This window comes from Thioalkalivibrio sp. ALJ12, from assembly GCF_000378305.1.
GTDB lineage: Bacteria > Pseudomonadota > Gammaproteobacteria > Ectothiorhodospirales > Ectothiorhodospiraceae > Thioalkalivibrio.
Genome location: NZ_KB899538.1, coordinates 1,145,777 through 1,168,070, shown reverse-complemented (window position 1 = coordinate 1,168,070; position 22,294 = coordinate 1,145,777). Strand labels below are relative to the sequence as shown.

24 protein-coding genes are annotated in these 22,294 nt (G+C 62.7%); 3 read left to right on the top strand and 21 right to left on the bottom strand.

Translation table 11 applies throughout. The features are described 5' to 3' along the window. Positions 1-15 precede the first annotated feature (15 nt). The 20 genes from F467_RS0105580 to F467_RS0105485 all read right to left on the bottom strand — a co-directional run bounded on the left by F467_RS0105580 (position 16) and on the right by F467_RS0105485 (position 17,486). Positions 16-402 carry a hypothetical protein gene (locus F467_RS0105580; protein ID WP_012982062.1) on the bottom strand — a complete coding sequence of 129 codons (387 nt, stop codon included), beginning with the start codon at positions 400-402 and terminating at the stop codon, positions 16-18. Positions 403-456: 54 nt separating this feature from the next. Continuing rightward, entirely contained in the window at positions 457-1,503 is a 1,047-nt protein-coding gene (locus F467_RS0105575; protein WP_012982061.1) for a lipoate--protein ligase family protein, read from the bottom strand. 3 nt (positions 1,504-1,506) lie between these two features. Beyond that, on the bottom strand, positions 1,507-1,926 hold the full coding sequence (locus tag F467_RS0105570) for a hypothetical protein (RefSeq protein ID WP_012982060.1): 420 nt from the start codon (positions 1,924-1,926) through the stop codon (positions 1,507-1,509). Positions 1,927-2,068: 142 nt separating this feature from the next. After that, the gene (locus F467_RS0105565; RefSeq protein ID WP_018138330.1) at positions 2,069-3,040 is read right to left on the bottom strand and encodes a hypothetical protein; all 972 of its coding nucleotides are present in this window, start codon (positions 3,038-3,040) and stop codon (positions 2,069-2,071) included. A gap of 213 nt (positions 3,041-3,253) precedes the next feature. Next, positions 3,254-4,573, bottom strand: a complete 1,320-nt coding sequence (locus tag F467_RS0105560) for an OmpP1/FadL family transporter (RefSeq protein ID WP_018138331.1) — start codon at positions 4,571-4,573, stop codon at positions 3,254-3,256. A 248-nt stretch (positions 4,574-4,821) separates the two neighbouring features. Beyond that, on the bottom strand, positions 4,822-5,994 hold the full coding sequence (locus tag F467_RS0105555; RefSeq protein WP_018138332.1) for a radical SAM protein: 1,173 nt from the start codon (positions 5,992-5,994) through the stop codon (positions 4,822-4,824). A 50-nt stretch (positions 5,995-6,044) separates the two neighbouring features. Beyond that, positions 6,045-7,127: an NAD(P)/FAD-dependent oxidoreductase gene (locus F467_RS0105550; RefSeq protein ID WP_018138333.1), complete on the bottom strand. Its 1,083-nt coding sequence runs from the start codon at positions 7,125-7,127 to the stop codon at positions 6,045-6,047. 37 nt (positions 7,128-7,164) lie between these two features. After that, positions 7,165-8,256, bottom strand: coding sequence for a biotin/lipoate A/B protein ligase family protein (locus F467_RS0105545; protein ID WP_038049568.1), 1,092 nt, complete (start codon positions 8,254-8,256; stop codon positions 7,165-7,167). Then, the gene (locus F467_RS0105540; RefSeq protein WP_018138335.1) at positions 8,249-9,427 is read right to left on the bottom strand and encodes a radical SAM protein; all 1,179 of its coding nucleotides are present in this window, start codon (positions 9,425-9,427) and stop codon (positions 8,249-8,251) included. The genes F467_RS0105545 and F467_RS0105540 overlap by 8 nt, the downstream gene beginning before the upstream one ends. A 77-nt stretch (positions 9,428-9,504) precedes the next feature. After that, a complete protein-coding gene (locus F467_RS0105535) occupies positions 9,505-9,942 on the bottom strand; it encodes a glycine cleavage system protein H (protein ID WP_081601199.1) in 438 nt (145 codons plus the stop codon). A gap of 37 nt (positions 9,943-9,979) precedes the next feature. After that, positions 9,980-10,387, bottom strand: coding sequence for a DsrE family protein (locus tag F467_RS0105530; protein ID WP_018138337.1), 408 nt, complete (start codon positions 10,385-10,387; stop codon positions 9,980-9,982). An 8-nt stretch (positions 10,388-10,395) separates the two neighbouring features. Next, positions 10,396-10,842 (bottom strand): glycine cleavage system protein H, encoded by a 447-nt coding sequence (locus F467_RS0105525; RefSeq protein WP_018138338.1) that lies wholly within the window; start codon positions 10,840-10,842, stop codon positions 10,396-10,398. Positions 10,843-10,937: 95 nt separating this feature from the next. Then, complete coding sequence (locus F467_RS0105520) at positions 10,938-11,849, bottom strand: CoB--CoM heterodisulfide reductase iron-sulfur subunit B family protein (RefSeq protein ID WP_018138339.1); 912 nt, start codon at positions 11,847-11,849, stop codon at positions 10,938-10,940. After that, on the bottom strand, positions 11,842-12,558 hold the full coding sequence (locus F467_RS0105515; RefSeq protein WP_018138340.1) for a 4Fe-4S dicluster domain-containing protein: 717 nt from the start codon (positions 12,556-12,558) through the stop codon (positions 11,842-11,844). Before F467_RS0105515 ends, F467_RS0105520 begins: the two co-directional genes overlap by 8 nt. Positions 12,559-12,607: 49 nt before the next feature. Further along, on the bottom strand, positions 12,608-13,444 hold the full coding sequence (locus F467_RS0105510) for a hypothetical protein (RefSeq protein ID WP_038038661.1): 837 nt from the start codon (positions 13,442-13,444) through the stop codon (positions 12,608-12,610). After that, entirely contained in the window at positions 13,419-14,447 is a 1,029-nt protein-coding gene (locus F467_RS0105505) for an FAD-dependent oxidoreductase (RefSeq protein WP_018138342.1), read from the bottom strand. The genes F467_RS0105510 and F467_RS0105505 overlap by 26 nt, the downstream gene beginning before the upstream one ends. 23 nt (positions 14,448-14,470) lie before the next feature. Beyond that, positions 14,471-15,877: a heterodisulfide reductase-related iron-sulfur binding cluster gene (locus F467_RS0105500; protein WP_018138343.1), complete on the bottom strand. Its 1,407-nt coding sequence runs from the start codon at positions 15,875-15,877 to the stop codon at positions 14,471-14,473. 45 nt (positions 15,878-15,922) lie between these two features. Beyond that, positions 15,923-16,597, bottom strand: coding sequence for a 4Fe-4S dicluster domain-containing protein (locus F467_RS0105495; protein ID WP_017941141.1), 675 nt, complete (start codon positions 16,595-16,597; stop codon positions 15,923-15,925). A gap of 188 nt (positions 16,598-16,785) precedes the next feature. After that, positions 16,786-17,016 carry a sulfurtransferase TusA family protein gene (locus tag F467_RS0105490; protein ID WP_012982044.1) on the bottom strand — a complete coding sequence of 77 codons (231 nt, stop codon included), beginning with the start codon at positions 17,014-17,016 and terminating at the stop codon, positions 16,786-16,788. Positions 17,017-17,156: 140 nt separating this feature from the next. Further along, positions 17,157-17,486, bottom strand: a complete 330-nt coding sequence (locus F467_RS0105485) for a rhodanese-like domain-containing protein (RefSeq protein ID WP_018138344.1) — start codon at positions 17,484-17,486, stop codon at positions 17,157-17,159. Between the two features lie 268 nt (positions 17,487-17,754). Between F467_RS0105485 and F467_RS0105480 the strand changes: the two genes are divergently transcribed. From F467_RS0105480 to soxB, 3 genes are all read left to right on the top strand, one after another. Further along, positions 17,755-18,066, top strand: a complete 312-nt coding sequence (locus F467_RS0105480; RefSeq protein WP_012982042.1) for a hypothetical protein — start codon at positions 17,755-17,757, stop codon at positions 18,064-18,066. Between the two features lie 58 nt (positions 18,067-18,124). Continuing rightward, the gene (locus F467_RS0105475; RefSeq protein WP_018138345.1) at positions 18,125-19,567 is read left to right on the top strand and encodes a M48 family metalloprotease; all 1,443 of its coding nucleotides are present in this window, start codon (positions 18,125-18,127) and stop codon (positions 19,565-19,567) included. A gap of 253 nt (positions 19,568-19,820) precedes the next feature. After that, complete coding sequence (soxB, locus tag F467_RS0105470; RefSeq protein ID WP_018138346.1) at positions 19,821-21,632, top strand: thiosulfohydrolase SoxB; 1,812 nt, start codon at positions 19,821-19,823, stop codon at positions 21,630-21,632. A 68-nt stretch (positions 21,633-21,700) separates the two neighbouring features. On the opposite strand, the gene F467_RS0105465 is transcribed toward soxB, so the two are convergent. After that, on the bottom strand, positions 21,701-22,156 hold the full coding sequence (locus F467_RS0105465; RefSeq protein ID WP_018138347.1) for an RT0821/Lpp0805 family surface protein: 456 nt from the start codon (positions 22,154-22,156) through the stop codon (positions 21,701-21,703). Positions 22,157-22,294 lie beyond the last annotated feature (138 nt).

The window sequence follows — 22,294 nt, the reverse complement described above, 5'->3', positions numbered from 1 at the left end:
TTTTTGATGGGGCGCTCAGCCCCAGTCGTACATGCGGATGAACTCGGGGAGCTTTTCGACCATCTCCTCGCGATTGAAGAAGCGATCGGCCCGCGCCAGGCGCATCTCGTCGCGGATGTCCTGGTCCCCGCCAAAACAGAACACGGGCAGGTTGATCTGATACTCCATGCGCAGGATGCGGATTACGTCCAGCGGGTCGAACACCTCGATCTCGTCCAGATCCAGCAGCAGGAAGCGGTAGAGCAGCACCTCGTTCCAGGCGCCCAATTCTTCCAGATCGGTCACCGGGTGCAGATGCCAGTCATCCGGCAATGCGGTGCGAATCTGCTCGATCATCGCCTGATCCTGGCTCATCAGGATCAGGCGTTTCTCCAGCCGGCGCTGAATGGTCGGTTCGGACATCGGTTCGCCTCGTAAAGCTTTTTGGGGAAGTATCCAGCGGCGTGCAAAGCAGGATCAGGCGGCGGCGATCCCTCGGTAGAGACCGTCGATGCGTGCGCTGACCTCGTCGACGATCACCGCGTCGAGCTGGCCGTTCAGGCGCGAGCGCACACGCAGGCGCTCCGGCGACTCGCCCACCAGGGTCTCGCGCAGTACGCGATCCACGCTCGGGTCCTCGCACCAAATGCGTGCAATGTGTGTCCCGGCGATATGCAAGCGCAGGCGGCCACAGTGGCCGCGCGTCTCGAAGACATGGTTCTCCCGATTCACACGGATACCGTCGCGCACGGCCGGCCCGCCCTGGCTGTCGGCCAGGTCGGCGAGTTCCTCGCGCCCGGCCGCCAGCCACTCGTCCCATTCTGCGGAACTCGGACGGTAACACCGCGCGGGGGTACTGAAGCGGCGCTCCAGCACCTCGCTCAGGGCCGCCTCCAGACGTTCCGGCGTCGGCGCCGCCTCGGGGCACTGCTCCGCACAATCGGTCATGCCCTCTTCCAGTGCCGGGCGCAGCCATTCGCGGTAGCCGTCGCTTGGGGCATTTACACACGATAGAAAGCGTTCCACCGGGAAGCGGCGCAGGAAGCTAGCGCCGAACACACAACCCTCGTTCAGCGTGGCCGCACCAGTACCCATGATCTTGCGCCCCTGAACCCAGACGTCCTGACCGCGCGCCTCGACGCCTTCCAGCCCCAGCTCGCGCAGTACATCCATCGCGATGCCCAGCCCCAGCGCGAACAGGTGGCGATGGCCACGGGCGAGGACCTGGCGGGGCTGAATCAGGAAGAAACAGGCCTGGTCGGCATCCACCCAGACGGAGCCGCCCCCGAGCGGGCGGCGCACGACCGGCACGCTATTGGCCTTGCAGGCGACCAGGTCCAGATCCATGGCCGGGTCCTGGCTGGCGCCCACGGAGATGTGCGCCTCTCGCGAATGCACCCACAGCACGCGCAACGGCGACTCCGGCGGCGTGCTGCTCGCCAGACCGGTATAGAGGGCGTGGAGTTCTTCCGCGGAGCGGGCCCCGGCATCAATCCATTCCGGGGTGACCGTGGATGCGACCAAGGATCAGTCCTCGGGTTTGTCCTGCTCGGACGGGGCCTCGTCGTCCTTGCCGGGCTTGTAGAAGTAGCGGAAGTAGAAGTCGCTGCGCGAGAGGTCCTCGTACAGCTTGGCACGTTCCTCGACACCCCCGCGCATGATCTCGACCATGGCCATGGCCTGCTCGCCGTCGATGATATGGATCCCGCCGGTCAGCTCCTGATCGGTGTTCAGGAAATGCGCGGCCAGCTCTTCCGGCTCCTGGATATACACCAGGAACGACTGGCAATCGGGGTCCTCGAGATCCAGGGGCTGCATCACGATCTTGCCCAGCCAGGCCAGGCGCGCGACCTGGTTGAACTGGTGAATATCGAGCTTCTTGCCCTTCTTGTACTTGTTGAGTTCGTTACGGATCTCGCCGATGTTGGCGATCTTCATCGATTTCATGGGGCGTGCGTCCTGCCGCGAATGAACCGGGAGCATAAACAAGTCCAGCCCCCGGCCGTAAAAAAACCCCGGCGGACCGGGGTTCTTGAGAGGAACCCTGGGCTATTAGCTGGGTTCGTTCGCCATCCCTGGCGTTATGCTTCTACCAGTCGAAACCGTCGTCTGCGGGCTCCTCAAAGCCGGCCACCTCGCGAAGGGTATCCTCCAGCGCACCCGGGACGCGGCGAAGCTGCATGAAGCTGTGATCGCCGAGCATGCGCAGGTCCGGCCAGTGCAGCGCCGCACGGAAACGCATGTGCAGCGCCTCGATATCGCCCCCCTCTACCAGGATCTCGTACGGCACGTAGGCGGTGTGGCGAAGCTCGCGCACGTCGATCGTCTCCAGGGTGTTGAGGTCGGTGGCCTCGGAATCGGCGCCATCATCGGCCCGAATCGCCACGCCGATCAGCGTAGCGTCCGTTCCCGGGATATCCAGCCGGTAGATCTCCGACACGCCCCCACGCCGATCGCCCAGACCGGCATCCAGCTCTTCCAGGGCGGCGCTCCGCGAGCCGTGGCTACCCAGGTCATACGGGGCGTTGAAGCGCTCCATACCAAACGTATAGCGGTAACGCTGCAGCTCCCGCGGGGTCATGCCGTCCTCCGACCCGAAGTGCTGCTCGTCGCCCAGCACCTCCGCCAGCCGCGAACTCACGGCGTTCACCGAGTCATCAATGCGATAGGCATGTCGAAAGTACTCGAGGTTGTTGTAGCTGACCTGAACCCCGCCGTTGGTCGCGGTCACGGCGACGCGTATAGGTGCGATGTACGCCGCCCGATCCTGGGAGCCCGCCACCGCCAGCAGGTCGTCGTGGGTCACCACGATCACGTGCCGGTCGTCACTGACCGGGTACTCGCCGAGGGTCTGGAAATCGGCCTCTTCCAGTCGCTCGCGGACCGTCTCCACCTCACCGCTGACATCGGAGCCGGACGTGGTGTAGGCCAGTACCAGGGGCCGATAGACATCGTCCGCCAGCGCCGTGGCGGCCGCGCCAAGGGTCAGCAGACACGCGCCGAAGAACGCGAGAACGGCAGGCACGCGAATGCCTCCGCGCAATGCGTGGATTGCTCGCATGGGATTCTCCTTTTGATTTTGCTAGTTCGAGCACAGGCTCGATCAGGATGCCTTCCGACGAAAGGGCCCGGGCCCCACCCCCCGATGGGTCCCGGTGTCCGGCACCGTCCGCACTCCATGGCGGTACCGCCCCCTCCTCCAGGGTCGGCAGCTCATCCCGAAGCCCGCGCCGGGCACCGGTGCGGCCGCTCACGACCGCCCGGGCGCCATCGATCAGAAGCGGTACGCGTACCCGATCTCGAGCTCGTACTGCCGCATCTCGATCTCGACGTCCTGACCCGGATCAAAGACGTTCTGCCCCCTCACCCTTTGCCGCGGTGCATACATCGCAGCGAAATTGATCTCGTGCTGGCCAAACTCTCGGGTGAAGCCCGCGGTAAAGTGATCCGTCATCACAGCGGGCGCAAGGATATTCAGCGCAACATCGTCCGAGCTGATGGGATTTTCGCCACGGTTATAGCCGACGCGCCAGGTCCAGCCATTACCCCCGTCGATCTGAGCCCCGAACTTGAAGATGTTCACGTCATCCCAACCAAATCCGGGACCATTGGATGCACCGAACCGTGAATCAGGATCACCCATCATCGCGCCACCAATGTTGGCGGATGGATTGGCAATCGCATCAATCTCCGAATAGCGGATCTTTTGGTAATCCGCCGACAGGGTCACATTCGGTGTCACATCCAGCGAAAATCCGAGGCCATAGGTTGATGGGACATCGAACTCGCCACCGTTCACAAACAGGCCTGCGTACCTATCGAAGTCACCTGCGCGGATCTTGGAACGATAACTCGCACCAACACGAGCTCCCTCCGCCAGTTCCGCCTGAAAACCGATCTGGGCACCATACCCCCAACTAGAATCGGTTCGCCCGCTGGTCATGTTCTCGTGATCCGCGGAGAACGCTGGATCCGCAAACGCATCCAAGCCCTCGGCGCTAAAACGTTGGTAGCTGATGATGGGGCTGAAACCGACGCTGACTCGCCCATCGGCGAATGTCTGCGCATACGTCGGGATGATCGCTAGCTGCTCCAGATTCACTCCGGCCGTACCACTACAAAATGCTCCACCCTCGTTTCCTTGCCCCATCATCTGGCAAAAATCGCGCCCATAGGCGGGGTAATCGGTGTTCATCCCACCATTACCGAGAAGAGCAATACCCCACGAACGGCTCTCATCGATCTGCTGCACGAAACCGAGCGACGGAACGAAAAAGTTCTCGCTGTCGCTATCTACGCTTCCAGGATTAATGCCCCCCATCTGCGTTGGCTGGCTCGCCTCGAACGACCGTTCCGGGCGGAAGTAGGCGACCGATGCGTCGAAGCGGGTCTCCATGCCGGCGATACCGGCGGGGTTGATGCCGGGGGCATAGGCGTCCTGGGAGATGGCCATGCCGACCCCACCCATGCCCTTGGCCTTGGTGCCATAGCCGTGCGCGAAATAGCCGTTGGTGGCATTGGCGACGCCGGCGCTGCCCATTGCAAGGCCGACCGCGACCGTCACCAGACTGCGGCGAATGATGCGTGCTTCCATGTTGTTCTCCTTTGGTGGTCTTCTTGTTGTATGGCCCGGCACCCCGGTTACCAGCGGCCCCCTTGTATGCCGCCGGTCCAGTTATGTGGTGCAGTGACCGCTCGCGGGTGGACGACCCATCCCCCCGGAGTTCTTTCGACGGGGCCCCTGAAATATCCCCGCTCGAAACCTGAATATTCAAAACGTCTAATCAACCCCCCTGACGTGCGAAAGCCCCGGAGACCGGGGCTTTCAGCATGCATCGAGTTTTATGCGGACTTTTCGTCCTCGGCCTCGTCGGCGTCGAAGTCGAAGGTGCCGACATCCTCCCCGGCCATCTGCCGCTGGACGAACCCGACGTCCGTCGAATTGAGGGCAAACGGGAAGGACAGGATGTCCGTCGGGCTGGAATCGCCGTAGGGACGGTTGCAGGCCGAGACTTCCTCATCCGACTTGCCAGGGCAGCCGGAGGTCTGGAACGGCTTGCCGGAGGCGATCAGTTCGTCGACCTCGGACTGCGGCAGGCCGAAATCCACCACCTGACCATCGGCGTTGAACTTCATGTCGTCGATGCGGCCACCGGCGTAGTCGATCACGAAGCGGCCCAGCTGCACGCGCCGCCACTGGTCGCGCGGCACCGGGTTCCAGTCTTCCATCAGCGAGCCCTCTTCCGGGAAGAAGGCGAACATGTGGTTGTGGCCGCCCAGGTCGCGGATGCGCTGGCAGACCTGCAGGATCTCTTCCTCGGTCTCGCCCATGCCGCAGATCAGGTGGGCGCCGAACTTCTCCGGCCCGAAGATCTCGGCGGCCCACTCGATGGACTGCCAGTACTTGTCCCAGCTGTGAGGGCTCTCAACCGCCTTGCCACGGGTGCGCTCGAAGATCTCCGGCGTGACCGCGTCCAGCGCGACAGTGAAGATATCGGCGCCCTTGTCCCGCAGGAGCTGGAGATCTTCGTAGCTCATGGTGGTCGGGTTGGACAGGATCGACACCGGGATGTGGTTGACCTCGGCGACCCAGCGTTCGAGTAGCTCGACGGTGTCGGCGTCGGAGTTCGGGTGCGTGATCATGGAGATGCACATGCGCTCGAACTGCCCGGCGTCGGCGTGATTCTTCACGCGCTCGATCACCTCGTCGTACTTGGCGGTCGGCCAGTCGACGCGGATGAAGTTGCGATCGGCGTAGTCACGCGATTCCTCGCGGTGGCGCGCCAGACCGCAATAGGAGCAGTTCGCACGGCAGCCTTCCGGGTAGGTGACCAGCAGGTTCAGGCAGTGGGTGCAGGACGTACGGTGCATAGTGCCCGGCACCAGGCCCAGCGTGATCGCAGCCGCCGTGGACATCTGCACGTACTCCGGCGAACGCATGTCCGGGGTCTTGATGTGATAATCGGGCCGGTAAAAGTTGATCGGCGCGACCATCTCCTCTGCACTTACACTCATGGAATTCCTCCAGCGTTGTTCACCGGGTGCGGGGCACCCGCCAACCGGGCCTACGCGGCCTGGTCACCATCGTTGAAATACTCGGAAAAAGCAATCCATCCGCGGCGCTGCGTGGCGTCTTCCTGCGCCCGCGGCGTACGCCAGTGTTCATTCAGGAACGCGCGGCGCTTGCAGGCGCGCTCCAGGGCCGGACCGTACTGATCGCGCATCTCTTCATCGTAATCGTCGAAAGCCTCGGCGTCACCCTCGAGATGCGCAATCGCGGCCTCGCCCGCCGCCTCGCCCGACACCACCGCCGCGGCAATCCCGGCCCCGGTAATCGGATGGGTAAATCCACCGGCATCGCCCACGAACAGGACATCGCCGTCGTACAGCGAATCCCGCAGGCCGCCGACCGGGATCGCGCCACCCGTACGGTGACGGATCTCCTCGCCCAGCAGCCCCTGCTCGACGAGCTGGGCATGCAGGGATTCCAGCGGCGTCTTCATGTCGTTGTCGATGCGCTTGTCCGCACCCAGCCCCAGGTTCGCCCATTCGCCCTTGGGGAACAGCCAGGCGTATCCACCCGGGTAGTCGTCCGACAGCCAGACATCGGTCGCGGTATACGGCTTTTTGAGCGGCACCGTGTACTGCCGGGTCTGCACGACCGGCAGCGCGGGCAGCCCCAGGGACTCGGCCACCGGGGAATGCGGGCCATCGGCGGCGATCAGAACACGGTACTCGACCGCGTGTTCCTGCCCCTGGTGCTTGACGGTCGCCACATGCCGCTCGGCATCCACACGCTGCAGCGGGGTCGAAGTCACCAGCTGCGCGCCGTTGGCCTTCGCCGCCTGGATGATCGCGCGGTCGAACTCGCCGCGGTCCACCATCAAGCCAGGGAAATCGGAGTGTTCCACGGCCCCGGAGGGCAGGAAGCTCTGCATCGAGTCGATGCGCTGCAGCAGGACTCCATCCGCCTTGGCATAGGCGCCCATCGGGTTCGGGATGAACTCGGCACACTGCACCGGCTCGCCGAAGGCCTTGTTGCGCTCGACCGCCAGCACGGACAGCCCGGCCGCCGCGCACACGCGCGCCGCCGAGGCGCCACCCGGCCCCAGCCCGACCACCAGGACATCGACCTTTTCGGGGAGCATTACTGCTGCCTCCCGGCAAATACCGCGCAAAGGACCTTCATCCCGCCGATTCCTCGGTCTCGGCCATGGCCAGAGCCGACTGAATCGCCGCGATTACGTCATCGACCGTCAACTGCAGCATCTCGACGTCGCGCTCGGCAAAGAATGCGCGCACACGCTCTTCCATCTCGGCCTGCGGCGTGTCCCGCAGGGCCGCTTCCAGATCGGCGATGGTACGCGCGGGCTTCACGAAGATGTCGCCCGTCAGCCAGAGCTGCTTCAGGCGCTTGCGCTCCGGGTCCAGGGCCACACCGACGCGCATTAGCCCGCCGTCACACTTGAAGATGCTCTCGAACAGCGGGGCATCGGTGGCCGGACGGTTGCGCTGGTAGACCCATTCTTCGGTGTCGATCTCGGCCAGGGCCTCTTCGAAGGACTTCTGCTCCTGGGGCAGCAGATCCAAGGGGGCCAGCTCAACCGCGAACTCTTCCGCAAAGGCCTTGGCAATCGCGTCCTTCACATGGTCCAGATTCGGGCGTTCGCCCAGCAGGGTCGCCAGATTGACCACACGATCGCGCGCCGACTCGATCGCCTTGTTGGAGAGCTTCTCGGCCGGAATCCGCAGAATGCGCAACATGTCCTCGACATCGAACTCGATCAGCAGCGTGCCCTGATACATGATCGAGTCGCCATCGAATGCGCCACCCGTGCCGGAGATCTTGCGGCCTTCGACCTCGATGTCGTTGCGCGGGCGGAACTGCGCGTCGACCCCCAGCGTGCGGATCCCGGCGGCCGCGGCATTGCAGATGCGCGCGGCGATCTGCCCCATGTCGGCCGTCCCGAGAAAGCGCTTGTCGAGGTACAGCTCCCAGCCCAGCTGGGTGGAATCAAAATAGATCGCGCCGCCACCGGTAATCCGGCGCTGGATCGCAATACCGTTTTCCTTGCAGTACTCAGTGCTGATCTCCTGGTCCACATTTTGGTGGAAACCCACCAGCGCGCAGGGTTCGAACTGCAGGAAACGCAGGGTGTGCGGCGACACGCCCTCCTGGTGGCACTCGAGCAGGGCCCGGTTGAAGGCCATGTTCTCCGCCGCCGGGCGCAGGCCAGTGTCCAGGACGCGCAGGGTCTTCTGATCGCGCTCAGACATGGCAACCGCCTCCGGCCGCGACATTGCCCTCGGTCACGATGCGGATCCCGCCGAGGCCCTGGCGCGCCTTGCGTTCCTGCTCGCGACGCCGCGCCTCTTCGGCGACGATCGTGTCCAGGTCGATCTCGACACCGCTCTCGACCGTGGTCCCGTCCGCCATCACCTCGTCGCCCACGGCGATCGAGCAGCAGGCCGGAGTCACGCGGACCTTCTTGCCCAGACGCGCGGCCAGTTCGACCACACCCTCGGCCGGGTGCGCAATACCGGACAGGCCGGCCATCACCGCATAACTATCGATCTGGCTCTTGGCCTCGCCTGGTGGGCGCGCGCAGCCGAGCAGCAGCGGCGTGTCACCCAGGCGCTCGCGGGCGTCATGGAAGAAGCGCCCGACCGCATGCACATCCGGCGTCTCGAATGGGCGGCTCGCCGGGGCGTAAAACGGCATCACGACCACCAGCACCACGGCATCGGGCAGGTGGCGCGCGAGCATCTCCAGCGCGTTCCACTCACCCAGCAGCTTGCCGTAGTGCAGACCGATCACGATGTGCGGGACCACCTTCATGTTGGTGTTCACCAGGCTCTCGAGTGTCTGCTCGAAGTCATCCACGCTGCGGCGCAGATGGTAGACCTGCGTGATCGTGTCCTGCGCGCCGATCACGTCCATCATCGCCGCGTCGATACCGGCCTGCTCCATCGACGTTGCGATGTCGTCGTCGACCAGCGCCGTATGCAGCGCGATGCGGAATTCGGGAAATTCGTCCTTGATGCGACGAATCGTGGAATAGTACGGGTCGTACTCGACCTCGTTACGGTGGTTCGAGCCACCGGTCAGGAGCATGCCCTGGGCACCGGACTCGATCACGTTGTTCACCTGAGCCCATAGGTCCTCCGGCGTGCGCACCGGGATCATCGGGTCCAGGATCTTGGCCTTGCAATGGTCACAGGCGAGCTTGCAGTCGCCACCGGTGATCGACATCGCCGGCCAGGCGCTCTTGCCGCAGTCCGCCAGTTCACTGGACTGGTACGACTTGAACGTCGGGGTATAGAAATGCACCGATCCGGGATCGGAGCCCCGCTGAACGCTGTGCTGAAGGTCATTCACCAACGCCGCATCGACAGGGATGTCTTCCAGGGGTTCGACCCGCTGGATCACCTCGTTCCAGGTCGTCATCAGCTTGCTCCGGATACCACAGAATCAAAAAAGGCCGCCGAACACTGGGGAACGGCGGCCCGAGGCTCGGTAGGGGCTTAGCAGCCGCCGAAACCGTCTGCTTCCATCTTGGCTTCGAACGCCGCCAGGGCGTCGGAACCGGTCTTCAGGTCGCCGACTTCGCCGTCCCAGTCTTCAGGCTTCAGCTTGATCAGCCAGCCTTCGCCGTACGGGTCTTCGTTGATCAGACCCGGGTTGGCCGCAACCTTGTCGTTGGTTTCGGTCACTTCACCGGTCACCGGGGTCTTCGCCGGACCCACCCACTTGCCAGATTCAACGGTGGTGCAGGACTTGTCCTTCTTCACGGTCTTGCCGACCTTCTTGGGAGTGAAGGACACGATGGTGCCGGCCAGCGAGCACGCGTAGGAGGTCAGGCCCACGGTCGCGGTACCGTCGCTTTCCTTGCGCACCCACACGTTGTTTTCAACGTTGTACATCAGATCTTCCGGAATATCACAACCCCGTACTGCGCCCATGTTTTCCTCCAAGCGTGAAAGTAATAATGCGGGAAAATTAAAACGTTATCGTTTTATCGCTACGCAGAATCAGGTCCGCCAGTTCGCTCGCCCGATTCACTTCATCGACCTCGTCGATGAGATCCGAAGACGCGTCGATTCTATACCCCGGTAAAGCGGGCTGGCAAACGTGCAGGCGCACACCTGCGCGTTTTGCGTCCTGGATAAAATCCTTGATCAACTTGCCATCTTCCATGGCCCGCAGGTCGTCGGCGACCCCCTTCTCCATCAGGCGAACGCCCTCCATGGTGAAGAAGATATAGACGTCCACATCCATCGAGGCCATCACCGCCCCAAGGTAGAACGGCGTCGCACAACGATGCGGCGTCGACGGCCCCGAGGTCATGATGAACACGACCGTCTGCTCGTCGTTGTCCAGATAGTAATCGTTGCCCAGTTCCGCCATCGTTCTCTCTATCGCAGTTTCCGCTGACACTCGATGTCTTCATCTTTGGCGCGCTTGCAGTAGCCCTCCTCGGCCTTGTCGCCGGTCAGAAACTGCTCCAGCGCAACATCCACACCGTCGGTGGCTTCGACACGCGCGATCCACGCATTGTAGGGATCCGAGTTCAGCAGCACTGGGTTTTCCAGCACCTCCTCGTTGCCCTCGACGATCTTGCAGTCGATGAAGTTCGGGATCGGACCGGCCCATTTCCCGCTTTCGATCGTGGCGACCGGCTTCCCGGGCGGACGCCGGGTACCGGGGCGACGCACTCGTACGTGAATGATCTTTCCCGCGATGGTCTGCGAAAGGTCGGTCATCCCCACGGTCAGGGTGTCGTCATCCTCGCGGCGCAGCCAGATCTGAAATTCGTCGTCGTAGAACAGTTCGGGATGAAACTCGCAACCGTTGCAGTCCATGTTTCGCCTCGTTCCTGGCATCGACACAAAAAACGGGCGCCAGGCGCCCGTCTTCTGAAAGTACTACTGGGCCATTCGGGCCTCGAATCAGGGGATCAGATGACCCCCTTCTCCTTCAGCAGCCCGATGGAGTCACTCACGTTCTCGTGGATACCCAGCTTGCGCGGGGACAGCCCCATCGCCAGGCCCAGCAGCTGCGTGAAGTACACCACCTTCACGTCGGTCTTGATGCCGAACTCGGTCTCGGCCCGCACCTGGTGCATCTCCAGACCGGAGTGGCAGGTCGGGCATTCGGTAGCGATCACCTCGGCACCGGAATCCTCCGCCGACTGCAGCAGGTTCAGCACCAGCTGGGTCGAGGTGTCAGAATCCGACAGCGTATGCGCACCGCCGCAGCAGGAGGTCTTAAGCGGAAAGTCCACGTTCACGGCGCCGGCGGCACCCAGCAGGTCATCCATGAAATGCGGCTGGTAACTGGAATCCGAACCCGGGCCATTGTCCTTCTCGGGGAAAATCTGGCGCGGACGGGTGTACATGCAGCCGTAGTAGTTGGCGATCTTGATGCCATTCAGGCTCTTGGTCATCTTCTGCTTGATGCCCTCGGGCCCCAGCTCTTCCATCAGCCACTCGAGCAGATGCAGGGTGCGGACGTCCCCGGTGTAGACCGGGTCGTCGGACTTGCGCGCCAGATCCTGGACGGTGTCCATCGCATCCTGGGAGGTCGCGGTCTCGTACTCGGCCTTCTTCAGGTTGTGGTAGCAGCCGTTGCACGGCGCCATCACGGTGTCCATGCCCATCTGTTCGGAGGCAATCGCCATGTTCCGCGCGGACAGATAGGTCTGCAGCATCGGGTGAATGTTCTTCACCTCCATCGCGCCGCAGCAGTTGTAGTCGCGCAGGTTTTCCATCTCGAGTCCCAGCGCCTTGACCAGCACGCGGGTGGAGCGGTCGTACGGACCACCAGAGCCCTCGAGCGCGCAACCCGGATAGTAAGCAACCTTAGCCATGAGCGGCCTCCTTCTGTTCGCGCACGTAATTCTTCAGCACGTCCCCGGTCTTGCCCCAGGACTTGGTGCGCGGCGTATGTACGGTGTTGATGCCCATCGCCATCAGATGCTTCACCGGCAGGTGCTTCATCATCCGGAAGATGAAGATCTTCATCCATTCCTGCACCAGAGGCTGGCCGGTCTTCTTGAAGAAATTCTGCATCACCTTGGAGTCTTCGATGCGGCCAGTCTTGTAGATCTGATCGGCAAACTCTTCGTCGAAGATCGTGGACGGAGCCTTTTCGGTGATCCCTTCCTCTTCCATCCAGTGCGCCAGAGCCTTCATCACGCCTTCCGGCTTCACGTCCTTCGGGCAGATGTTCGTGCACTTGTTGCACGAGACGCACTGCCAGATGATGTCCTTGTCCTTGACCAGCTCTTCCTTCATGCCCAGGCGGGTGAGGTAGATCCAATAACGCGGATTGAACTGCACGTTCTGCGCATACATGGTGCACGAGTTGGTGCAGGACCCGCACTGCCAGCAACGATGGACGTTCTCGCCACCCGCAAAGCTCTGGATCTTCGTCTCGAAATCGTCGTCGTAATCGCGAACAGTGCGCGGGGCGATCATCGTGTTCCAGTGTCCGGACACGTCCACGCCGTCGACCACCAGCTCGTCGTGTTGCTGGAGGCGCTCGTCCTCGATTAGTGCCTTTTCATGTATTGCCATGACGTCTCTCCGAAAACCTGTGTAGCCAGGCTCAAGTTCGTTCCGTTATTTAATGCAGCGACGCATCGGTTCCTTTCAGGCGACCTTCCGGGGAGTCGATCCCCAGCATCTTCACCGCCAGTTCCAGCGGATCCTGCTTGGCGCCGAACTGGTTGTCGATCATCCCCAGACTCATCGAAAGCGCTCGGGCATAGTCGGAATAGGCTTGCACCCAGACCAGGTCCGTCACAAACGGCAGGTCTCGATAAAAGCCTTCCTCGGCCAGCGCATCGAAAAACCAGCGCCGCGCCCCCTCGATCGAACCGACCGTATCCCCAATAGGGATCGACCGGAGCGTGTCATTGCCGCGGATGAACTCGCGCAACGCGCCCGTCGTGGTCGACGTATCCCACACCCAACGGCAGGCCAGAGGCACCGCGTCCGGATCCGCGAAGTGCAGGATCTCGGCGCCAAAATCCCAGATCGCGCGCCGAAGCTTCTTGTCGTCAGCCGCAAGATCCGCAAAGTTCGCGAGCCGCTCGTTCACCCCAACATCCGGGCGAACCAGAGTGCGCACACCGTCCACCAGGGCGCCCTGACGCTCGGCCATCAACGAGCCAAGCTTGCGCCGAACCGAGAAAACCAGACCGCCGAGGGTGCGAACATCCTCGGCATCGATCTCGTCCCCTTTCGCGACAATCGCGGCAAACACTTCGTGTTTCGACCGCAGGGCCTCGATGAAAGTCCCCAGCCCGTCGACACCACCCGCCTCGGCGATGGCCTCGTTCAGACTGTTCAGCTTCGTCGCAAGGATATCCTTGTCGAAGCTGACCTCCAGCGGCTCCGGGGCCAGCCCCGAAGCCGCTGCGTCGCTGACGACCTCAGCCGGCTTTCGAAACCAGCGCATGCAGGTCCGCAACCGCGCGGCCACCAGCAGCAGCACCCTGCGCGATCGAATCATCGATCGTCTCGGGGCCATAGGCCGCACCGCAGGAGTAAACGCCCTTGCGGGTGGTGCCACAGGTGTTGGTGTACTGCTCGGCCTTCTCGATAAAGCCGTGCTTCTCGAGACCGACACCGAAGACCTGGGAGATTTCCGGGTTGTCGGCGTTCGGATCCATGCCAATGGCGTGCACGACGATGTCGAACGGGATCACGATCGGACGCTTGACCAGGGTGTCCTCGCCCTTGACCAGCAGCCGGCCGTCGCCAGAGGCCGTCACTTCCGCGATACGGGCCTTGACGAACTTGGTTTTGAACTCTTCCTGGGATTTCCAGTAGAACTTGTCTTCGTACAGGCCGAAGGTGCGGATGTCCATGTAGTAGATGAACACGTCCGTTTCCGGCGACAGTTCCTTGATCTCCATGGCCAGGTTGGCGGAGACGGTGCAGCAGATCTTGGAGCACCACTCACGACCGATCTGGCGATCACGCGAGCCCACGCAGAGCAGGATGCAGACCCGCTCCGGCACACGGCCGTCGGACGGGCAGGCGATCTTGCCGGAGGCGACCATCTGTTCCATCTGGGTGGTGGTCAGCACGTCTTCGTACGTGCCAAAGCCCCACTCCGGCTTGTTGATGGAATCGAAATGGGTAAAGCCCGTGGCCAGCACGACGGCACCGGCCTGGACCGATTCGCCGTTGGTCAGCGTGGCGGTGAAGTTACCGGCCTCGCCTTCCAGCTTCTCGACCTTGGCACCCTTGTGCACGGTCGAGTTGGAATCGTCTTCCACGCGCTTGACCATGCGGCCAATGGCGTCCTTGGCCCACTCGCCAGAGGGGACCAGCTTGGCGTAACCCGACAGAATCGGGGCACCACCCAGGACGTCTTCCTTCTCGACCATCACGGCCTTGAAGCCGGCCGAGGTGACATTGGCGGCGGCGGCCAGCCCAGCCGGGCCACCACCCACTACTAGAACAGTATCTTGCTGCATCAGACTTTGCCCCCGTAAGCGAGCTCAGGATTGTAGAGGTATTCGATATTGCCGGCCTCGACTTCCTTCAGGTATTCCTGGAAGGTCTTCTTGGCCTCGTCCCAGGAGATCCCCATCTTCTCGACCAGGTCTTCGCAGGGCGATGCGTGCCACTGCAGCTGGACGATCTTGAACGGATCCGCGCCGCAGGCCAGGGCTGCGAACTGGACTTCCGCCATGATCGGAATCTGGAAGTTCTGGTTGTGGGCCTTGCCGATCCACTGGTTCTTGTCCATGGTCGTGACGCAACCGGTGTCGTTGGCCAGCATCACGTCGGCATTGGCTTCCTCGCGGGCCACGCGGATCTTGCGATCCATCGTGAACGAGCGGGTGAACTCGCGCTCGGAGATGATGTGGCGGAAGCCGAAGCCGCAGCAGTCGTACCAGGTGGAGTAGTCGATCACCTGCGCACCCAGGGCCTGCGCCGTGGAGGTGATGATCGCGGTACGGTTGCCCCCCAGCACGGACGGGTCGTAGACCGCGTCTTCGTGGACCATCTTGTAGTAATGGCAAGCCACGTGGGACGTGGTGCGGATATTCGAAACGTCGATGGTCTGGAGCTCGGAGGCGATACGGTTACGCATCACGTGCACCCACTCGGAGTAGTGGATGATCTCTTCCGGGATGACCAGCTTGCCGTCGACCAGGCGACCCAGCTTCCCAAGGATCTTGGTGACCTTCTCGCGCAGCTCGGCAGACTCGACCAGATACTTGCGGATCTCCTTGTAGTTACCGAAGGAGGTGCCACAGTGGACGAGCGGGAAGAAGTGGCCCAGCTCGTGGCCGTGCTGCTTGCCGGATACATAAGACTGGTGGAAGTTACGCAGGAACACCGCGGCCAGCGATTCGACGTTCCCGATACCGGAGCCGTGGTAGTTCCACGCGGTGCAGGAGGTCTGGTCAGTCTCGTCGAGGTAGTCCTTGCCCGGCTCGAAGCCGAACTTGTTCATGAACCACAGCAGCGAGGTCGGGTAGCCCGGGATGTTCCCGCACTGGCCACAGGACTTGTGGTGCCAGAGCTGCTTGGTCGGGACCTTCTTCTCCCAGCCGAACAGGGTGTTCACCGAGATCGGCTCGTGTTGGTCCTCGATGCGGTGGATGATGATCTGGCCGTCTTTTTCGAGCTCGTACATGTGCTCGCGGACGTCATCCATGCGGTCACCGAGGTCGACCGTACGGCGGTCAACGTGCTTGCGCACCCAGTCGGTCGCCTTGATGGCGTCTTCTTTGGACAGGTCGGTCGCCTGGAAGAAGGAACCGTGACCGGCGATACCCTGACCGTCGGTATTGTGGAAGCCGGGCTTCATGGTGCCAGCACCGGCACCTTCGCCGTTCTGGTTGTGATTGCCTGGGGTCTGTTCACTCATAACGCTTCTCCTGATGTCCTGGAGTGGAGTCGGAAACGGGACGACTTATTCGTCGTCTTCCTCTTCCTGCTCCTCGAGCCAGTCTTCGTAGTCCTCGCGCTTCTCGTCGATGAAGTCTTCGATCACGTCGAAGAGGTTCTCGTCCATCAGCTCGAGGGACTTCAGCACCCCGGTCATTTCCCAGATGGTGTACATCTCGACCGAAGTCTTCAGGGACACTTCCCAGGCGGTCTCGACCGTCTGCAGCGTCTTCACCGGAATCGCCTTGCGCAGGATGCGCAGGTCACCTTCCACCTTCTGGATATTGGGGCCCCAGTCGGGGAAGTGGTCGGGCTGGATCATGTCGGGCGACAGCTGGTTACCCGTGGTGATCAGCTTCAGCATCACGCGACCGAACGGGCGGAGCACGTCCTTCGCGGATTGCATTTCGTGCTTGATGGCCACTTCGCGCATGATCGCGACCAGGCCACCAGGGGAATTCTTGAACGGACAGCGAGCGGCGCAGGTCATGCACTGAGCGCAGGCCCAGATCTTTTCCTGCATCGCGTCGTAGATCTGCTCGACGTTTTCGGTCCACAGCAGCTGGACGATCTCGCGCGGGGAGTAGTCATAGAACTGAGCAGAGGGGCACGTCGCCGTGCAGATGCCGCAGTTCAGACAGCCGTTGAGTTCGTGGTCGTAGCGAAAATCTCCGCGGATGTCGTCGAAGATTTGCTGCATCTCAGCGTATGTCGCCATATGTCACCTCTTCGCTGTTGGCGAGGCAGGTTTCTTTGAGAACCTTGCTCAGCCAGCCTAGACCTCGTCCAGGCACCTATCCAGTTACCGCATGGCAACCGTCGTTTTTCAGGAATCGGGGCGGTCGATCCTTGCGGATCGCCGCCCCGTTTCAGGCACTTAGAGACGCCTTAGGACTTCTTCACGAGGAAGTAGAACTTGCCACCTTCTTCCTTGTGTTCCATCAGCTCGTTGCCGGTCTGCTTGGCGAAGGCCTGGAAGTCCTTCACGGCACCCGGATCGGTGGCGATGATGTGCAGAACCTGACCGGATTCCATGGCCGCCAGGGCCTTCTTGGCGCGCAGGATGGGCAGCGGGCAGTTCAGGCCGGAAGCGTCGAGTTCTTGGTCAAAGTTGGCCATGGTGTGTCTCCTTTAGTGCGTTACCAAAATCAGTTGGGTGCTGAGGTACCAATCGTGGCGGTTCGGGGACCACGACGATCGAACCCTTGCCAGCCGAATTCACCCTTATAGGGGAAACGGGATCGGAATACAACCGAATTCTAATCCGGGGTGACGACCGACTTGCCGGCCTGAGCCCACGCCACGATACCGCCGCGCAGGCTGTTTGCGGTCTCCAGCCCTTGCTGCGCAAGAAACGCGCAAGCCTGGGCGGAACGAGCGCCACTCTGGCAGTACAGGACCAGCGGCGTGTCGCCTCCCAGAAACTCGTCCTTGCGCAATGGCAGAACCGTCAGCGGCACCAGCTCGGCGCCAGGAATCACGCCGCGGGACGTCTCGCCAGGGGAGCGTACATCGACGAGCCGAAAGGACTTGCCTTCCGTTCGCCACTGCTCGAGGTCGTCGGCCGTAATCTCCGAGAATCCGTACATGCGTCCCACTCCAAGTGTGCTGAACCGCATCTGCCTGCCTCGCTCGCGGGCCTCGACAGATGGCACCGGTCACGAAGGATGGGCGCGGAGAATAGCGAAACGGACCACAAATGCAAACTTGTCCGACGGTCGGCAGGTGGTTTGTTCTCTCGCGCACAGAAGTCGTGCTATCGTTCCGAGTTGAAGGAAAGACTGATGGACGCACCCGACTCTCGGGCGGGCTCGTCCAGACGATCAACCCCCTGATTCATTCGCGGAGGACTTTGCGGTGGACAAGAGCGAATTCCAGGTCAACGGCCACTACGCCGTGACCATGAAGGACGAAAACGGCAAGCTGCGCCCGGCCAACATCTACGTGCACAGCATGGAAGACGAATACATGATCGTGCGCCGCACCTCCGGCGGTGACGTGGGTCTCCTGTTCAAGCTGAAGTACGACGACGTGGTCAAGATCGTGCGCACCCACAAGGTGCTGGACCGCAAGAAGTTCATGATTCCGGAAGCGATGCTCAAGCCGAAGCTCTGGGAAACCCGTGACAGCATGCGCACCTACTCTTCGGCTCCGGGCCTCGGCAAGTAACCGAGCCCGCGATGCCAAGACCCTTCGGAGGCCGGCCCCAACGGCCGGCCTCCGTCGTATGAAGACACGGCTTCTCACGCTACTTTCGACCCTGCTCCTGGTACTCACGCTGGGGGCTCCAACGGTTTCGGCCTCCGGGACCGCCCTGCCCGATCTGGGCGAGGCCTCCGGTGGCGTACTGACCCCCGCGGAAGAGCGCGAGCTCGGCCGCTCACTGCTTCGAGAGATCCGACGGTCCCTGCCACTGGTGACCGATCCGGAAGTTTCCTTCTACGTCGACTCCCTTGGCCGGCAGCTGCTCGCCAATGCCCCTGACGCAGATGGCCCGTTCTACTTCCTGACGATCGACAACGGTCAGGTCAACGCCTTTGCGATGCCCGGCGGAATCATCGGGGTGCACTCCGGACTGATGCTCGAGGTGCGCGACGAGGCCGAACTGGCCGCCGTCATGGCCCACGAAATTGCACACGTCACCCAACGCCACCTGGCCCGAATGTTCGCGCGCGGGCGCGAGGTCAACTTCACCACCGGCCTGGCCATCCTCGCCGGGGTCCTGGCATCGATGGCGGATCCCACCCTGGGCTCGGCCATCATCACCGGCGGTGTCGCGGGCGGTATCCAGCAACAGATCAACTTCACCCGCGCCAACGAGGCCGAGGCCGACCGCGCCGGCATGCGCATACTGGCCAGCGCCGACTTCGACCCGAACGCGATGGCGGATTTCTTCGAGCGTCTACAGGAACTCTCGCGCGGCGTTGGCGACGCGGTGCCCGAGTACCTGCGCACCCACCCGGTCACGCTCGACCGCATCACCGACGCCCGCAATCGCGCGGCCGGCCTGCCGGCGGTCGATACGCGCAACCGCGGCCCCGAGTTCCAGTGGATGCAGGCCCGCACCCGGGCCCTGAAGGACCCGCGCCGTGCGATCGAGATCCATCGCGGGGCCTCGGACCCGGCCCCGCACCAGATCTACGGCGCAATGGTGGCTCACCTGGAGCGCGGCGAACTGGACCGCGCCGCCGAACGGCTGGAGGAAATCCCGGTCGAGGAGGCCCCCGGGATGACGCTGGAGCTGGCGCGCGTCGCACTGGAGCGCGAACGCGGCAACCACGAAGCGGCGCTCGAGATCCTGAATGACCTGGACGCGGTCTACCCCGGGCACCCGGTCATCCGCGAAGTGCTGGCCCGCGTGCACCGAGATCTCGACAACCCCGACCGCGCCATCCGCATCGTCAACGAGATGATCCGCAATGAACGCGCGCCCAACCCCGAGTTGCTGCGACTGAAGGCAGACATCGCGGATGGGGCCGGCTATATTGCGGTCAGCCGCGAGGCCATGGCGGAATATTTCTTCCACCGCGCGCAATACGAAGAGTCAGTACGCCAGTTCGAGGCCGCCATCGAAGCACGCGATGCCAGCGAGCGCGATATCCAGCGGATCGAGGACAAGCGCGACACGGCCAAGGAAACCGCGCGGCAGGCGCGCGAACAGCGCCGCTAGGGTGACGCCGCCCCCCACGAAGATTCGGGGCTCGGTCAAGGGCAGACATCAGCATCCGTCACGGCCAGAAACCGGGGGATCCGGTTCTTGAGGCGCTGCGGGCTGACTACGGCTTCATACCAGCCGGGCGTCGCGCCGGTCGGCAAGGAAGCTCCATACCCAGGGAATGTTCCACAAAGAAATAGCGTCTAGATTGCTGCTTCGAGAAACCCAAAAATCACAATAAACTACTGTAGAGAGAGGTAGGACCCTCATGCATATCTCACGCCGCGAATTCATGCAGCTGCTGGCCGCCGCCAGCGTGGCCGGCTTCCCCCTGGCGGGCTGCGCCAAGGCCACCAATGGCAAGTACGGCACCTCGGGAGACCCGTACGACATGCTGGATCGCTTCGGCAATGTGCATCTGCTGCACTACACCGACTGCCATGCGCAGCTCAAGCCGATCTATTTCCGCGAGCCCAACGTGAACCTGGGCGTAGCCGATATGCGCAACCGCCCGCCGCACATCGTCGGCGAGCACTTCCTCAAGCACTATGACGTCGAACGCGACAGCATCTTTGCCCACGCCTACACCAACCTGAACTTCATGGAGGCGGCCGAACAGTACGGTCGTGTCGGCGGCTTCCCGCAGCTGAAGACACTGGTCAAGAAGCTGCGCGACTCGCGCCCGAACTCGCTGTTGCTGGACGGTGGCGACACCTGGGGTGGCGGCTCGGGCACCGCGCTGTGGACCAATGCCCAGGACATGGTCGATGCACAGAAGCTGCTGGGCATCGACATCATGACCGGCCACTGGGAATTCACCTACGGAGCCGACCGTGTGGAAGAAGTCGTCAACGGCGATTTCGCCGATGCCGGGATCGACTTCGTCGCCCAGAACGTGCGCGACGTGGACTGGGGGGACCTGATCTTCAAGCCGTACGTGATCCGCGAGTTGAACGGTGTCAACGTCGCCGTGATCGGCCAGGCGTTCCCCTACACCCCGATCGCCAACCCGCGCTGGATGGTCGAGCAGTGGTCGTTCGGCATTCGTCCGGACGACATGCAACGCCAGGTCAACGCCGCGCGCGAAGAAGGCGCCGAGATCGTGGTCGCGCTGTCGCATAACGGCATGGACGTGGACATCAAGATGGCGGGCATGGTCGAGGGTCTCGACGCGATCATGGGCGGTCACACGCACGATGCCGTCCCGCAGCCGCTGCCGGTAGAACGCCCCGATGGTGGCACCTGCCTGGTGACCAACGCCGGCTCCAATGCCAAGTTCGTTGGCGTGCTGGACTTCGATTTCCGCGACGGCGAGATCAAGGACTGGGAATACCGCCTGGTCCCGGTGTTCGCCAACCTCCTGGACGAAGATCCGGAGATGGCCGAGTTCGTCGACAACATGCGCAGCCAGGAAGTCACCTACGACGGCGACACCTTCAACATGGAAGAGAAGCTCTCCGAAGAGCTGGCCGTGGCCGAGGACCTGCTGTTCCGTCGCGGCAATTTCAACGGCACCTTCGACCAGCTGATCTGTGATGCGCTGATGGAGGTCCACGATGCCCAGATCGCGTTCTCGCCGGGCTTCCGCTGGGGCACTACCGTACTCCCGGGCATGCCGATCACCTTCGAGCACATCATGGACCAGACCGGCCTGACCTATCCGGAGACGACCCGCAACGCCATGACCGGCGCGCAGATCAAGGACATCCTGGAAGACGTCGCCGACAACCTGTTCAACGCCGACCCGTTCTACCAGCAGGGGGGCGACATGGTCCGCGTGGGCGGCCTCCGCTATGCGATCGATCCGGAAGCCGAGATCGGTAGCCGCATCTCCGAGATGGAGCTGGGCGGCGAGAAGATCGATCCGGACAAGGAATACGTCGTCGCCGGCTGGGCCAGCGTCCAGCAGGAGCCGGCGGGCGGTACCGGCACGATGATCTGGGACAACGTCGCCGAGTACCTGCGCAACCAGTCCGACGGTGTTCGCATCAGCAAACTCAACGAGCCGAAGGTCAAGGGTATCGGCGAGGACAACCTCGGCTATGTCCCGACGACCGAGGACATGTACCGTCCCTCCTGATCCTGCCGCAGGTCCAGGAACGAGAAAGCCCCGCGATCGCGGGGCTTTTTTGTGGGAGATGACCGGTCTTACTGATTGACCCAGCGTCCCTGCGCATCCCTGCACGCCGTACCGTTCACCGTTTCCGGCTGTCCGTTCATCGTCGTCTGCACCTGGTACTCGCGGCAGTCCTGCCCGGACGCCTGATAGGTGCGCGTGGGGGTGGCCTGATACTGGTACCCGGTATTGGGGTTCTGCCAGGTGGATGCCCGATGATCCGGATTGTGTTCCAGGGCATGCGAGACCTGCTGGCGATCGACCTGGTCCATGGTGCGTCCAACGGAGCCGCCGATCGCTGCGCCGGCCAGCGTACCCGCGATGATCGCCGCGGTCCGCCCCCGACCACCGCCGATCTGGGAACCAATGACGCCGCCGGCCGCACCACCGATCACTGCACCGGTCTGCTGTTTGGTGGGCGGCGTCTGGCAACCGGCGAGCAGAAAGGTCACGCTCGCCACCGCCGCTAACAACACTGTCTTCTTCATCTCTGCCTCCGTTGCGCGGCCACCGGACCGCACTGCACAACTGCATCATTCAAGTTAGCGGCGAAGACCTGAACGCTGCGTGAAAATCCGGGCACGCAAAGCCGGCGGCTGAATGTGACCTCCAGGCCGCAAAACTTC